Source organism: Dysgonomonas sp. (assembly GCF_035323175.1).
Lineage (GTDB): Bacteria > Bacteroidota > Bacteroidia > Bacteroidales > Dysgonomonadaceae > Dysgonomonas.
On the sequence record NZ_DAOKYH010000035.1, the window covers coordinates 1 to 14051 of the forward strand.

At 36.0% G+C, this 14051-nt stretch carries 15 protein-coding genes and 1 pseudogene; 4 read left to right on the plus strand and 12 right to left on the minus strand.

Annotated elements, in window-relative coordinates:
• The 12 genes from PKC55_RS17900 to PKC55_RS17955 form a co-directional block, all read right to left on the minus strand.
• Nucleotides 1-992 (minus strand): NAD(P)H-dependent flavin oxidoreductase (locus PKC55_RS17900; protein WP_291130388.1); only part of this gene is annotated, 992 nt, incomplete at its 3' end.
• A 1114-nt stretch (nt 993-2106) separates the two neighbouring features.
• Entirely contained in the window at nt 2107-2604 is a 498-nt protein-coding gene (locus tag PKC55_RS17905; RefSeq protein WP_135105835.1) for a cupin domain-containing protein, read from the minus strand.
• Between the two features lie 46 nt (nt 2605-2650).
• Nucleotides 2651-3634, minus strand: a complete 984-nt coding sequence (locus tag PKC55_RS17910; protein WP_135105837.1) for an aldo/keto reductase — start codon at nt 3632-3634, stop codon at nt 2651-2653.
• Nucleotides 3635-3657: 23 nt separating this feature from the next.
• Nucleotides 3658-4671: an alpha/beta hydrolase gene (locus PKC55_RS17915; RefSeq protein ID WP_228093908.1), complete on the minus strand. Its 1014-nt coding sequence runs from the start codon at nt 4669-4671 to the stop codon at nt 3658-3660.
• 49 nt (nt 4672-4720) lie between these two features.
• Complete coding sequence (locus tag PKC55_RS17920) at nt 4721-5446, minus strand: carboxymuconolactone decarboxylase family protein (protein WP_135105841.1); 726 nt, start codon at nt 5444-5446, stop codon at nt 4721-4723.
• A 16-nt stretch (nt 5447-5462) separates the two neighbouring features.
• A complete protein-coding gene (locus PKC55_RS17925) occupies nt 5463-6305 on the minus strand; it encodes an aldo/keto reductase (protein WP_135105843.1) in 843 nt (280 codons plus the stop codon).
• 22 nt (nt 6306-6327) lie between these two features.
• Nucleotides 6328-6804 carry a nuclear transport factor 2 family protein gene (locus PKC55_RS17930; RefSeq protein ID WP_221411803.1) on the minus strand — a complete coding sequence of 159 codons (477 nt, stop codon included), beginning with the start codon at nt 6802-6804 and terminating at the stop codon, nt 6328-6330.
• 7 nt (nt 6805-6811) lie between these two features.
• Nucleotides 6812-7417, minus strand: a complete 606-nt coding sequence (locus PKC55_RS17935) for a flavodoxin (protein ID WP_135105845.1) — start codon at nt 7415-7417, stop codon at nt 6812-6814.
• Nucleotides 7418-7444: 27 nt separating this feature from the next.
• Entirely contained in the window at nt 7445-8527 is a 1083-nt protein-coding gene (locus PKC55_RS17940; protein WP_135105847.1) for an alpha/beta hydrolase, read from the minus strand.
• A 188-nt stretch (nt 8528-8715) separates the two neighbouring features.
• Nucleotides 8716-9468, minus strand: a complete 753-nt coding sequence (locus PKC55_RS17945; protein ID WP_135105849.1) for a LytR/AlgR family response regulator transcription factor — start codon at nt 9466-9468, stop codon at nt 8716-8718.
• Nucleotides 9469-9474: 6 nt separating this feature from the next.
• Nucleotides 9475-10485: a sensor histidine kinase gene (locus tag PKC55_RS17950; protein WP_135105851.1), complete on the minus strand. Its 1011-nt coding sequence runs from the start codon at nt 10483-10485 to the stop codon at nt 9475-9477.
• A gap of 750 nt (nt 10486-11235) precedes the next feature.
• Nucleotides 11236-11412, minus strand: coding sequence for a helix-turn-helix domain-containing protein (locus tag PKC55_RS17955; RefSeq protein WP_135105853.1), 177 nt, complete (start codon nt 11410-11412; stop codon nt 11236-11238).
• Between the two features lie 844 nt (nt 11413-12256).
• On the opposite strand from PKC55_RS17955, the gene PKC55_RS17960 reads away from it, so the two are divergent.
• The 4 genes and pseudogenes from PKC55_RS17960 to PKC55_RS17975 form a co-directional block, all read left to right on the plus strand.
• Nucleotides 12257-12952: a hypothetical protein gene (locus tag PKC55_RS17960; RefSeq protein WP_308601559.1), complete on the plus strand. Its 696-nt coding sequence runs from the start codon at nt 12257-12259 to the stop codon at nt 12950-12952.
• An 80-nt stretch (nt 12953-13032) separates the two neighbouring features.
• Nucleotides 13033-13248: a hypothetical protein gene (locus PKC55_RS17965; protein ID WP_324373630.1), complete on the plus strand. Its 216-nt coding sequence runs from the start codon at nt 13033-13035 to the stop codon at nt 13246-13248.
• Nucleotides 13249-13288: 40 nt separating this feature from the next.
• Nucleotides 13289-13654: a hypothetical protein gene (locus PKC55_RS17970; protein WP_135105861.1), complete on the plus strand. Its 366-nt coding sequence runs from the start codon at nt 13289-13291 to the stop codon at nt 13652-13654.
• Between the two features lie 135 nt (nt 13655-13789).
• Nucleotides 13790-13999, plus strand: a pseudogene (locus PKC55_RS17975) (Cas9 inhibitor AcrIIA9 family protein); the annotation flags it as partial.
• Between the last annotated feature and the right edge of the window lie 52 nt (nt 14000-14051).

Consider the following 14051-nt stretch of genomic DNA (forward strand, 5'->3'; position numbering starts at 1 on the left):
GCCAGATGAGCATTTATTCCGGCAAAAGCATATCCTTTTTTCATATCGCCTTTAGCCGCATTAAATAATGCTTTCATTATACAATAGGGACTCTTAGTATAATCGCAGGTTTTTATACAATGTACAGGACAGTTTTTAGGAACTTCTAATCCTTCGGCAACACGTTTGAGAAACTCTCCTTTAATGGCACGCCCGGGCATCCCTACGGGGCTGTTGATTATCATTAAGTCGTCTTCTTTAGCTGTAAGATAAACCTGTTTGAAGGCTTCTGAAGCATCGCATTCGTCTGTAGCAACAAATATTGTTCCCATTTGTACAGCAGATGCCCCCATTTCTATAAAACGGTACATATCTCCTCCTGAGGATATCCCTCCTGCGGCAATAACCGAGATCGTTTTTATTTCTTTATATAATGAGACTGTTTCTATAACCTCGGGAATTATCTGTTCCAGAGAATACAGGTTATCATCAATTTGCTCTTTTTTGAATCCTAAATGCCCTCCTGCTTTCGGGCCTTCTACAACTATTGCATCAGGTAGGTAACCATAATTATTATACCATTTCTCACAGATTATTTTTGAGGCCCGGGCGGAAGAAACGATCGGGACTAACTTGGTTTTACTATCCACCGTCCGATAAGATGGTAGATCCAACGGTAGTCCTGCTCCGGCAAATATGATATCCGCTTTTTCTTCAATGGCGGTACGCGCCATATCTGCAAAATTGGATAAAGCCACCATTATATTGACTCCTATTATGCCGGTTGTTTTTTCTCTGGCTAAACGCAACTCTTCTTTTAGCCCCCAGATACTGCTCTTAATAAAACTTCCGTGACCTTTATGGATAAGTCCCAAACCGGCACACGATATAACTCCTATCCCTCCTTCATTGGCTACCGCTGATGCTAAACCGGACAAAGATACGCCGACACCCATTCCACCTTGGATAACCGGAAGTTTAACTTCCATGTTCCCGATAAAAAATGATTTCATCTTATTTACAAAAATGTGTCACGACAAAAGCATTACACATTCTCGTAACTGATTAATACCATAAACAAGAAAGTTGATTTTGTTATCGATTTTGACGATGGGAAGATCCGCTAGCAGAGGCGGAGCAAATCATTGTGAAGAAAAGATACAATAAAAAACCAGATTGCTCAATATGTGAAGATACGGAAATAAATCGACTTATTTGTTGTTTTACAATATCTTATTAAAATATTCCTTATATAGCTTTATTAGTAACTTTAGCATAAACATTGGTATGCTCGTTCATTTTGGCAATACTCTCAACCTGAATCTCACCGAAAACAATAAAATTCCGGAATAATAAGGGATCATATGAAAGGATATATTCTTATGAAAGCCCAAAGAGACACGCAGAATACCTATTGAAGAAATCATGATTGTATAGAAAAGCTTATTCATATACAACAGAATTCTTATCTATAGGTTTCAACAACTATTCAATGATAATTAGAAAAAAAACACAGAAAAACAAACATTAGTATAAAGCATTTTCTATCTTTACGAAAGATAAGTCGCTCTTTGTATAGTGAGGAAATTAAGCATATCTAAGAACCAAGCTGGCTTCAAAATCGTTACCTGTCAACAAAAATATCTTTGTTACTTGCTTATTTTCAGACAGAAAGAATAATTCCGATGTCTTGCGACATGAAAAAAACACAAGAAAAGGCATATACGCAAATCGTAACACTTCAATAGGTAACAGACTTGAAACTAGCAAATTTACTTAGATCTAGGAAGTTTGTAAAATTTGAATCTAAGCAAATCTTGGACAGACTTCAGTTACCAAATCAAGATAGGTAACAAGATGCAAATAGACGAACTTGTTATGTTTTGATCTTCTTACAATTAGCTCCTATTTACCATCTGAGCGAGAATTATTGAATTGTTTGCAAACAATAGACCTATAATAACTAATAACAAAAATTTAGTTCTCATATATTTCTTCCTGTTCTATGAGCTTTTTCAACTTCATGACCTGCTTATTCTGCTCCACGAATAAACTGATTGCACAAGTAATCGGAATTACCTCCCCTACGAGGACTGGATGAAATAACCAATATTTTTTTAGGCGTATTTATTCTTTGAAATTATTATATTCTTCGTCTGTAACAGCTTCATACCAAACAGTTGAGCCATTTTCTCGTCCTGTAATTGCTACTTGAATAAACTCGCCATCAGGACTCGCACCATGCCAATGTGGAATATTATGTGGACACTTAACAGCATCCCCCTTATGTATGATTTCTATTGGCTTTCCTTTCTCCTGATAATAGCCGACACCATCAATAGCCAATATTATTTGTCCTGCTGGATGAGAGTGCCAAAATGTTCTACTTCCAGGTTCGAAGGTGACGCTTCCTACTGAATTCTGATTAGTATCATCAGAATCGATCAAAGAGTACAACCATGCATTACCTGTAAAGGATGTATTCGGGAGCTTTTCTCCTTTTTTAAAGACTAGACCTCTTTCTACTTGTTTGCTATCTGATCTCTGTTTTTTGCATTCTGAACCACTACAAGAACTCAACAGTATTGTGACTAATGTTAATAACGCAATGTGTATTTTCTTCATAATTGTTTGATGTATTATTTCACCATCATCAGATGGCAAATTCTATTTATAAACCTGTTGTTCGCTCCAACTCTTCAGGATAGCGATCTTTAGTTAAAGTGATTTTAGAGCTTAACATATCAATTTCTTGCAATTCTTTTGATGTTAATTCAATATCAACACTATTCAGATTTTCTTGCAAGCGGTCCAATTTAGTTGTTCCCGGAATGGGAGCAATCCATGATTTCTGAGCCAACAGCCATGCTAAAGCTATTTGTGCAGGAGTTGCATTTTTTTCTTGTGCTATTTTTGCTAATAAATCGACTATGGCTCGATTGGTTGTAAGAGCTTCTTGTGTGAAACGTGGAAGTATACTCCTAAAATCATTCTTACCGAAAGTTGAATTACTTGTTAAAGTTCCTGTCAGATATCCTTTTCCTAAAGGACTAAAAGGAACTAAACCTATACCCAATTCCTCTAGTGTAGGAATCAATTCTTCTTCCGGTTGTCTCCACCATAACGAATATTCGCTCTGAACAGCAGTAACAGGTTGTTCTGTATGGGCACGGCGTATTGTATTTACTCCTGCTTCTGATAGACCAAAGTGTTTGACTTTACCCTCTTTTATCAAGTCCTTTACTGTACCTGCAACATCTTCAATTGGTACATTGGGATCTACACGATGTTGATAAAGTAGATCGATATAATCAGTTCTCAATCTTTTCAAAGATTCTTCTACAACTTTGCGTATTTGCTCGGGACGACTATTGGTTCCAGCTTGCTTACCATCAACAATCTTGAATCCGAATTTAGTTGCCAATACTACTTTTTCCCGGAAGGAGGATATTGCCTCTCCAACCAATTCTTCATTCGTATATGGTCCATAAATCTCTGCTGTGTCAAAGAATGTCTCGCCCATCTCATAAGCAGAATGAATCAACGAAATCATTTCATTCTTGTCCGGTAGCGGATCATAAGCAAAGCTCATACCCATACATCCAAGACCGATTGCCGACACCTCTAAATTATTACCTAACTTTCTTGTCTTCATTTTATTCTGTATTACTATTGTTCTTATTTCAAATTATTACCGAAGAAATCAACTAACTTATTTACAATCTGATTCACATATTCAGACTTCCAATACGTCTGTATATGGGTAGCTCCCTCTACTAAAAACAGTTCTTTAGTTTTGGCATTTGCTGCATTCTTGAATACTTCATCTGTCATATATCTTGTATCGGCTTTACTTCCCGCAATCATCAATAGGGGTTGGTTTATCAGATCCATATTGGTGTTTGCATCAAAAGTCATTAAGTCGATGAGGCTACTCATGGTGTATCTGAAAGTCGAATTTGGATGAGCGTTCGTTCTGTAATAGTAAATGAATCCTTCTCTATATAAATCGGTAGGTATTTTAGCTATTTCTTCGTCCGAGGGATTAGTCGTGCCTGTATATAAGATTTCTCCACCTGCGGTTTCTTGACCGCGAGCGTCCGATGCTTGTTGTAATCGTTCTTGAATTGTAGCTAATTGAGAGTTCTGAAAACCATTGCGTCTTACTTCGCCTGAATTAAACATACTGAGTGTTGCAACAGCCTTAAAACGTTTGTCACCCTGTGCCGCTTTTAGTGTATATCCGCCGCCACCACAGATACCTAAGATACCGATGCGATTTACGTCAACTCCCGGATATTGACCGATATAGTCAGCCATGCCATGAATATCTTCGATGCGGTTTGCAGGTTTGTCTACATTACGAGGTTCTCCACCGCTAGCTCCCTGATAAGCAGCATCGGCCGCTATGGTTATATAACCAGCTTCAGCCAAACGTTGAGCATACAACCCTGTGGTTTGTTCTTTTACTCCACCGTTAGGGTGAGCTAACACTATTGCTGGGTATTTTTGTGTACTGCTATAATTGGCAGGAGTGTACACATTAGCCGCAATATCAATTCCATTCAATTTGTAACTAATGGAATGAATATTTACTTTTCCATTTACGTTTTCAGTTATTGCATTTTCATAAACCAAACCAAATGGATTATTCGGATTAGTTTGAGCTGAAGATATTATACTTACTGTCATAAGGGTTGTTATTAAAATTGATTTTATTATTTTCATAAGAGTTTGATTGTTAATTCAGGTTTCTATTTTTAAGTATATCTGCTAATATTTGTCTTGCCGAGCCTGTATCTTCCTCCGACACATACTTCTCTATTATACTCAACACTTGCTGTAACTGATCAGGAGTTATTCCTACATTCAAGCAAAGATTCATATGAGAGTTTAACATGGGTTCTACACCTCCAATACTTATAAGCACTGAAACGGTTACCATTTCTCGCTGAGAGTAGGTCAACACATCCCGCTCAAAAATATCGGCAAAGAGATGTTCTTTCAAGAATGTCTCTATCTCGGGACTAAAAGCAGCATAACCCGTTTGCGGTCTTCCCTCTACTTTCACTCCTGTAAGTTCAGTTAGTATCTCTTTACCCCGCTCATACTTGTCACGGGTATCTGTTATGGGAGTTGTTTCACGTCCCCAATTATCGTTAATACCCTTGGCTTTGCGTTCGTCCAAAACAGTTATCAATGTTTGCAACCCTCGCAAGCTCCTCGGAAATCCGCTATATGCATAGATATGAACCAAAACTTCTTTGACTTCATTGACTGTCAATCCGGCATCAAGTCCTGCATTTAATTCCGTTTTTAATTTATCTAATTTGCCTTTGGCTGCAAATGCTGATATGATAACTATCTTTTCTTGTTTTTGATCTAATATATTATCCTGTGCATTTATATTACCTGATATTCCCAATAATACTAGGATTATCATTACGCATAAATTATACTTCTTCATTGTCTCTGATTTATTTCTATCTATCCATTGTGCCTAACCATTTTACCATTGCCGGATCGCGATGATCGAAAAAGAGACTTTTGCCTGTATCGAGCGTTTTAATTTGTTCCATATCATCCACACTTAATTCAAAATCAAAAATGTTGAAATTTTCAATCATTCTGTCTTTGCGAACAGACTTAGGAATAACAATCACATTTCTCTGAATTAGCCAACGAAGGACTATTTGAGCGACTGATTTATTATATTTTTCTGCAAAGGCAGTTAACAATTCATTAGAGAACATATTGTTTCTACCTTCAGCAAATGGGCCCCACGATTCAATCTGCACCCCATTTTCTACCATGAATAATTGGTTGTCGTGCTGTTGATTGAATACATGAGTCTCTACCTGATTAACAGCAGGGACAATCTCATTGTGGATAATCAAATCCATCAGTCTGTCAGGTTGAAAATTGCTAACTCCAATGGCACGGATTACTCCTTCTTTATATAACTCTTCCATTGCTCTCCATGCGCCATGTACATCATTATAGGGTTGGTGAATCAAATAAAGATCGAGGTAATCAAGATTCAGTTTCTCTAAAGATCTGGTAAAAGCAATCTTAGTACTATCGTATCCGGCATCGCTTATCCAAAGCTTTGTCGTAATAAATAATTCTTCGCGAGGAATACCACTCTTTTTGATAGCTCGTCCTACGGCTTCTTCATTACCATACGCTGCTGCTGTGTCAATGGAGCGATAACCTACTTGTAATGCTTCTAATACTGCATTTTCTGTTTCTTCGGGTTTTATCTGATAGACTCCAAAACCTAAAACCGGTATTTCAATGCCATTGTTTAATTTTATTGTTTTCATATTGATTCTATTTTATATTTTTTCAATTTCCCATTAATCTGGTGAACGAAAGTGATCCTAATTTCCACTGATCTTCTATTCTTACATATACTTCCGTAACCATAAATGGATTGACAACTTCATTGCCACCAACAATAGCTGTTAAACGAATTTTGTCCAAAACGATAGCGGTGTTACCAATAAAACGCACTGATGTTTCTTGAATTTCCGCATGCTTATATTGAATCCCTCCACTTTTGATGGTGTTGAGTTCTTGTTCTTTTGTCATTGTTGCTCCCATATGAACAAAAACTGCTTTCTCATGGAAAAGAGCATCTAAAGAATCTACATTACGCTCTGCCATCCATTGCCATTTTTGCTTGGACAAATTAATGAGTTCCTGTTTCGTACTCTCATCATACTTCTCAGTTTGTGCGTATAAACAATGCACACTCATCATCAATAAACCTAGTATCAAAACTGATACTTTCATACTGCTGTTTAATATTCCTATTTTCATGATATGATTATTTTTGTGAGTTAATAATGCCAATTTCTTTTAACCAAGGCGCTACGTCAGAATTTCTATCAGTAGTGCCAAAACCCTTTCGATGTTTTGAGTTGGGTGTAAGTTCAACTATTTTAGCTAGTGTCTCATCTCTATAAGTTGCCTGATAGGTACAAAATGGGATTATTGTTTTTCCTGAAAAGTCATAACCTTCACTTTCCAAAAACGACCAAATAGCCATTGGTGCTGTATGCCACCAGACAGGACAACCAACAAAGATTATATCATATTCTGCCATATTTTCTACAACAGATTTCAATTCGGGGTGAATGCCATTGTCTCTTTCCTCCTTTGCCACTACAGTACATGGTGTGTATTCGGTGGGGTAAGGATTTACTGTTTCTATTCTAAATAAAGTTCCGCCTGTCTGTGTTGAAATATTCTCGGCAATCTGTTGCGTAGTTCCTCCCCAACTGAAATAGGCAATGAGAATTTTAGAGTTTGGATCTATCGGATCAGTCTCCGTTTGTTCCTCTTCCGTCTGAAGATTATCATCATCGCCAGTACATGCCGACATTGGAAATATTATCAACATCAGGAATAGAGTTAAAAGTAAATTTTTCATGTTTTTTTGTTTATATTTTCTTCTTTCTCAATCAAGTTTTTTCTCTTTCAACCATTCTGAAAGCAAATCAGAAATCTCAATATTATTCAGGTCAGACATCAGAAAATGAGTATTGCCCTTTATCCCTATTTTAGGTAATTCTATTAAAGTAGCATCGCCACCGTGACGATTGATTGCTTCGACGAAGAGTCGTCCTAAAGTCAGACGTGTCCGCCAGTTTTCAGCCCCCAATTCATGAGTTACTTCATCTGGAATATAGTCACCAAAATACATTATAATAGGAATTTTAGTGAGTTTCATAAAGTCCTCCATTGAGACTTCGACTCCATTCAATATTCCGGTTCGTCCATTTATCGGCTCAGGAAGTTCTCCTTTGGGGAATGGATAAGTACCCGGTTCATAAGCTACAATAGCCTTCACTTTTTGATTTTTTATCCCGGTAATCCATCCCGGTAAACCTCCTTGCGAATGTGTTATAAGAATGCCGGAGTCTATTTTATTAAATAGTTCAGACATACTGTTACTTATAACCTCATTATCAAACGACCCGGTATTTGGTGTCATCTGACGGAAGAAGTTTTCAAGGCTTTGCTTATCTTTTGGAAATTGGACTCCTTCGTGATAATTAGGCCATTTCCCAATGCGGAATATCTCGTACCACATCTGCTCATCGGCTATGGGTTCAATTGTGGATGCAACAGTGCTTCGCCCGGCTTTTCCTCTTCGAGGTTGGTCTACCAGATAGGTGCTGAATCGTTTACGTAAGAATATATTTTGAAACCCTTCTCTACCGTCTGCTGTTGTTTCCCATGTTTTTGCAGATTGCCCTGCACCATGAAGAAAAACAAGAGGTAATGAGCGTGCATTATCTGGTATCTGGTAAAAGACATAAGCATGGTCGCCGTGATAGGTTTGTCCTTCGGGGTAAGGTTTGAAATTGTCAAATTTATCGGCATCGTATGTGCCCTCATTTTGTATTACACTTCCGCCCACTGTAAAACTACCTTGTTCTTTTATTACTAATAAACCATTTTCGTTTTCTTTACTTTTTTGGTAACAACTCGACAAGACGAGAAGACTGACTATTACTGTCAATGCACTATTTTTCATACTATCTTTTATTATGGCATTTATAATTGAATATCTATTTTACTGATATAAAGATCAAATAAAAACAAGCTACTAGTATTACAAAACGGAGGAACACGAAACAATAGATACTAAAGGCGAATACGAATAAAAAAATCCTTCTATCTAATGATAAAAGAATTCCTTTTTTATATGTAGAATGAACTTATTTATTCACTTACTACCCATGTTTTAAAATCGGCTGCTTTATTCTTGCTGACATAAATACGTTCCGGAACATCAGCATCGAGGGTAATGAGCAAGCGATTGTCAAACCAAATGGTTATATCTTTGACGCTATCGCGGGCTATGATATATTGTTTATTAGCACGGTAGAAATCCGTTGGATTTAGGGATAAGAAGATCTGTTCCAATGTAGTGGAGTAAGGATAGGTATACCCATTTTTCATACACACTAGCGTGTTTTTATTCGCTGTGTAGAAATAAGATACATCTTGCAAATCAATGGGTAGTAGCTTATCCTTTATGGGGATCAGAAGCTTTTCTTTATAACGTTTTGTCGGAACTAATTGTGTCAATCTTGATAAGTATTCAACAACCTCTGTACGTGTCCATTTCTTAAACTTATTTAGTGCACGCTCTAATTCTTCGGACTTGATGGGCTTTAACAAATAATCCACACTATTGAGTTTAAAGGCTTCTATCGCATATTCATCGTAAGCTGTTGTGAAAATAATCGGAATATCTACTTCAACATTATCAAATATCAGAAATGAAGAACCGTCTGACAAGTGAATATCCATAAGGATCAAATCGGGTTCAGAATTAGTGTTCAACCACTGAATAGTTTGTCTCACACTTTCAGTATTTCCCACTACTTCTATAGTGGGGTCAATATCTTTCAGAATATCTGCCAAACTTTCGTAAGCTGCTGTTTCGTCTTCTACTATCAATATCCTCATAACTAATTATATTAATGGCAAATACACCTTATATAGAACTCCGTTATTTTCAGTTCTTATTTGTTTGTTCATCAGTAGGGAAAAACGATTTTCCAGATTTTTTAATCCTGTTCCATTCGTTTCAGGTGGAGAAAGTTTCGGAAATATCGGGTTTGATATTACTAGTTCTTTTTTTTCATTCAGATAAATGCTTACCTCCATTTTATGATCACTATCTATAATGTTGTGAACAACAATATTATCTAAAAGGGGCATAATTGATAGAATCGGAAGCTTATATGCTAAATCTTCTTCCATGACCTTGATTTTATAGTTTAGCTTGTTAGCAAAGCGTATTTCCATCATGTAACGAAAGGCATTGACAAACCCTAACTCTTCGCCCAATGTTACTAGCCCTTTTTTATCGCTTTGTAGAATATAACGAAATACATCCGACAGTTTATTTACGTATGTAAGCGTTACAGTATCATCCTTTTTCCGGATTAATGCCGTTAGTCCATTCAATGAGTTGAAGAAGAAATGGGGATTGATCTGATTGGTAAGTGCATCGTACCTACTTTGCAAATTCTCTATTTTGAGTTGTTCTATCTCCTGCTCTTGCTTTCGCTGTGCGATATACAAGAGGTAAATATAGACCGCAAGAGTGCATAAGATACAGATAAGAAAGAACTGGAACAGCACTAAACTTCCTAAATGTACAATTCTTACATGAAGAAGAGAGAATAGCCCCACATAAGCACCAAAGGCAAGAATGCTAATCAGAGAATTATATCCCAAACGTTTTGGGAAAGAAGTGGTTTGTATCTTTTTCAGATTTATTTTTATTAACAAAAAAATAAAAATGGTATAGAATATGCAACGGAGAGCAAAAAATAAAATATGATATATTCTCTGACTCTCGTCCAACTTACCCACTTCCCACGGCAGCCATGTAATATTGGGATAGACCACCAATATGGAACTGATAAAGCTAATCAGTAATAGCTTACCTGTTGAGTATTTACCTAATATATTCATCTATAATGGCTTTATACAAAAATAGTTTATTTGTTCTTTACTTCAACTAAAAGTATAAAGATAAAAACACAGATTATTCAGAATATCTCTTTGGGTAACAAAGCGAAAAAATAGGAGGGGATGACGAAAACAGATAGATCATTTGCTTCCCGAACAAAGACAATTAGAGTAATTTTTCCCTTCTTGATATTTAACCATTAACAAATCAGATTTATAAAGTTTGTTTTACACAAGACTCCATTTTGATTCTTTTGGTTGCTCTGGAAATAAAGGAATCCCTATACTATTGTATAGCATGAACATTGTGCATATGTCTTACTTCTTTTTGAAATTTACCAGTTTTCGACATCGAGACTTTCAGCAAACGTTATCTTATATCTAAACGAGCGAATCCGCTATTGTTTTATTTTTCTAATACAAGGGTAATTATTTCATGTGATTTTATATTAGGGGGATAATTGAATTATCTGTCGGGACAAATCAACAGAAATAAATGTGTTAAGAAATCGGAGCAAAATAAGGATTATTTTCTATCTTTACAAAAGATAAGTCGCTCTTTAATATGGTGAGAAAATTAAGCATATCTAAGAACCAAGCTGGTTTCTAAATCGTTACCTATTGAAAAACAATATACATCTAATTTATTGATTAATAGCTGATAAAAAATTCTCTTGTGTCTTGCCAAATGTAAAGTAATAAATATATTATTAAACGAAGAGTTTTTCGCCCTTAACACTAAACAAGATTTTTTTAATATCTGGCTTTCAAAGAAACTATTGTCTGAAAATCTTTTGGACGCATATTGGTCAATTGGTGGAAAACATTGCTGAAAGCAGAAAGGCTAGAATAGCCAATGCTATAAGCTATTTCTGTAATATTCATATTAGAATCTCTCATTAATTCTATAGAACGTATCACTCGTAACATTGTTAAACTATTTTTCTTTCTCTAATACAAAAATCAAATGCAACATCTCTTTGTCCTGATAATTAACGATATGCTCTCCTGTTTGTATCATCCCGGTCTTCTCTGCAATATGGATGGACTTTGATTTGCAAATCTAAAGGAACGAGTACAATACCAAAGATGGCTGTTAACCATTTTGAGATTAAGAGAATTGTATCGATAGGAGTTTATACACTTAGATACTCCAAATTCAAAAGCATCGCTGAATCCAGAGGTCTTTGATAATGGCTTGAACAATTGTGAGAAAGCCAACAGGGAGTAAATAATAGTAAATTAAGAATATAAATATTCATGCCAAAAATATTCATTCAGCGTTGTTACACTTATTAGTTTCTTTGTTTCATCAATAATTCATCAACATTATTTCTGCAAAGTAAAATTGATGCTTTTTAACAAATGATAATGAGACGGTAAAACTTTTCTTTAACCTCCATTTTATTCCGCCCTTCTCTAATAACCATCTCCTCATTAGGCTAGGAACAGGCCAGTAGAGATTTCTATTTTTCTCCAGGCAAAGGTATTCCATATTCCCGGTACAACTAAAATTCTGACGCCCTGAAGGGTTTTGTGAAAAATCTACCTCTTTCCCTCCAGGCGAGCGTATTTATTCCCAAAAAATTTTGTCATACCGCCAATCTGACCTTTTGCCGCCTATAAAACAATAGAAACCTCACTGGCTCCGTCCCTGCATAAAAAAAAAGTCGATGATTATGAGAAGAACAGAAAAAAATAAAGAAAACAATATTTCCTACTTTCCATCTAGCATAAAATTGGTGTTGGTGGTAGCCTTAGTAGGTATCCTAGTATGGATTCTAACTTCCGTTACGGTGTCTTTCGGGTGGGTGGTGGCACTCTTTGCCTTTTATCTTCTATTTCGTCTGATATGGCGAATAATAAAGCTGATTATCAAATTGATATTCTCTATTCTTTTTCTACTTCTCCTTATTTCATTGATCGCATTATTCATCCTTTAAAATCAGTAAATATGTATTACACAGAACCATACAGAAAAATAGAATTTACAGCCAAGTACCAACAGCAGGAAAGGGTATATCAATTATTTGTGACTGCATTAAAAGCCATAAAACCCATAATTGCCCGGTATGATGGAAAAATGGTAAATGTCAAATTGATAAAATCAGCAAAAGAAGTTATCAAAGATGTCTTTGTCAGTTTGTCGGGCAACACCATCAATATTAGTGTAGATAGCCTGACACGGATGTACAAAAGTGAGAATACATCAGGCAACGGCAACATAGATAGATCCAATTACGGATTTACTATCTCAACAGATGATAACAAACGATTGGATAGTGCCAAGACCATTGAAACCATTAGCGAAGAAATAAACTACCTGATAAGCGAAATTACAGCGATTCTAAACGATATATCATTCAAATATGATAAAGAGGTCGAAGAATACAAGAAGCTAAAGCAAGCAATAAAAGACTATGAACAAAGATTCTCTAACAGACTGAGAAGATACATAAGAATAGACTAATCACCCTTTAAAACAAATTATCATGACAAAATGTAGTTATTAAAATTTACGAATTGGATAATAGTTATCAATATCAAATATTGAACATACGCCAGTTAACGAGTTTTAGAACTCAAATTATAGAACCATTAAGCCAAAAATTTGGAATAGGCACTTATTATGATGATAAAAACCCTCAGTTCCTAGCAGATGAAGAAGTAGCCGAACTTGTCAGGAAAATGCAGGAAATAAAACGATTAGAAGCGAAAATAGCCGAGAAAAAGAGAATAGAGAGAAGCAGTTCAAGATATTGGTAGAAACTGGTTAAACAATAACTTACCAACTAATGCAAAAGCTATGATTGTTGCCTATAAGGAAGGGTGTGACTATGATCCCAACTTGGATTATCAGAACTATTCAAAAGTAAATTATCAGATACTTGGATTTTCGCAAACAGAAAAGAACAGTGTACAGGAACTTCGCAAATATGCACCTCTATTTAATGGTACTAAATACTTAGAGTCCGAGAATATTCATGCTAAGGTAGGACTGCTAACAGCCACATCAATAAAAACAAATATTAATACTGATAATCTAAATTATGAGATTGTCGATTATTCAGAAAAAGCAATTGCCCTTTTCGGAGATACCAAAGAAATCAAAGACCTGCTTAAAGCGATGGGAGGAAAATTCAATCCGAGACTGATCCATAGAGGAGAATAGCAAGCAGGGTAGGGTGGATATTTCAAAAGAGCAGCGTGAGGAATTGCAAAACATCATCAATTTTGGGCAAATAGAAAAAAAATAAACGAATGTACAACCAGGGGTAGAAATTCCTGCCTCATAAATATCAACAACATGAAATCAACCAATCATTTCAAGAATACCATACAAGCCTATTTGGAACAACGTGCAGCAAGTGATCCGCAGTTCGAATGGGTATATACGACCAAAGAGAACAAGAGCATAGACAACTGTATAACCTATATTTTAAATGCCGTCCAAAAGAGTGGCTGTAACGGTTTTACGGACGATGAGATTTTTGGCATGGCTGTTCATTTTTGGGATTATCCTAACCTTTATAAAAACCTCACTTCTCTACCCAATACGCTGTAAATCA

Bases quoted from the DNA above. Each gene is read 5' to 3' on its own strand.
- PKC55_RS17905 (WP_135105835.1), bottom strand. From the start codon at position 2,604: ATGAAGAAAATACACATTGCGTTATTAACATTAGTCACAATACTGTTG.
- PKC55_RS17910 (WP_135105837.1), bottom strand. From the start codon at position 3,634: ATGAAGACAAGAAAGTTAGGTAATAATTTAGAGGTGTCGGCAATCGGT.
- PKC55_RS17915 (WP_228093908.1), bottom strand. From the start codon at position 4,671: ATGACAGTAAGTATAATATCTTCAGCTCAAACTAATCCGAATAATCCA.
- PKC55_RS17920 (WP_135105841.1), bottom strand. From the start codon at position 5,446: ATGAAGAAGTATAATTTATGCGTAATGATAATCCTAGTATTATTGGGA.
- PKC55_RS17925 (WP_135105843.1), bottom strand. From the start codon at position 6,305: ATGAAAACAATAAAATTAAACAATGGCATTGAAATACCGGTTTTAGGT.
- PKC55_RS17930 (WP_221411803.1), bottom strand. From the start codon at position 6,804: ATGAAAATAGGAATATTAAACAGCAGTATGAAAGTATCAGTTTTGATA.
- PKC55_RS17935 (WP_135105845.1), bottom strand. From the start codon at position 7,417: ATGAAAAATTTACTTTTAACTCTATTCCTGATGTTGATAATATTTCCA.
- PKC55_RS17940 (WP_135105847.1), bottom strand. From the start codon at position 8,527: ATGAAAAATAGTGCATTGACAGTAATAGTCAGTCTTCTCGTCTTGTCG.
- PKC55_RS17945 (WP_135105849.1), bottom strand. From the start codon at position 9,468: ATGAGGATATTGATAGTAGAAGACGAAACAGCAGCTTACGAAAGTTTG.
- PKC55_RS17950 (WP_135105851.1), bottom strand. From the start codon at position 10,485: ATGAATATATTAGGTAAATACTCAACAGGTAAGCTATTACTGATTAGC.
- PKC55_RS17955 (WP_135105853.1), bottom strand. From the start codon at position 11,412: ATGTTACGAGTGATACGTTCTATAGAATTAATGAGAGATTCTAATATG.
- PKC55_RS17960 (WP_308601559.1), top strand. From the start codon at position 12,257: ATGGATTCTAACTTCCGTTACGGTGTCTTTCGGGTGGGTGGTGGCACT.
- PKC55_RS17970 (WP_135105861.1), top strand. From the start codon at position 13,289: ATGATTGTTGCCTATAAGGAAGGGTGTGACTATGATCCCAACTTGGAT.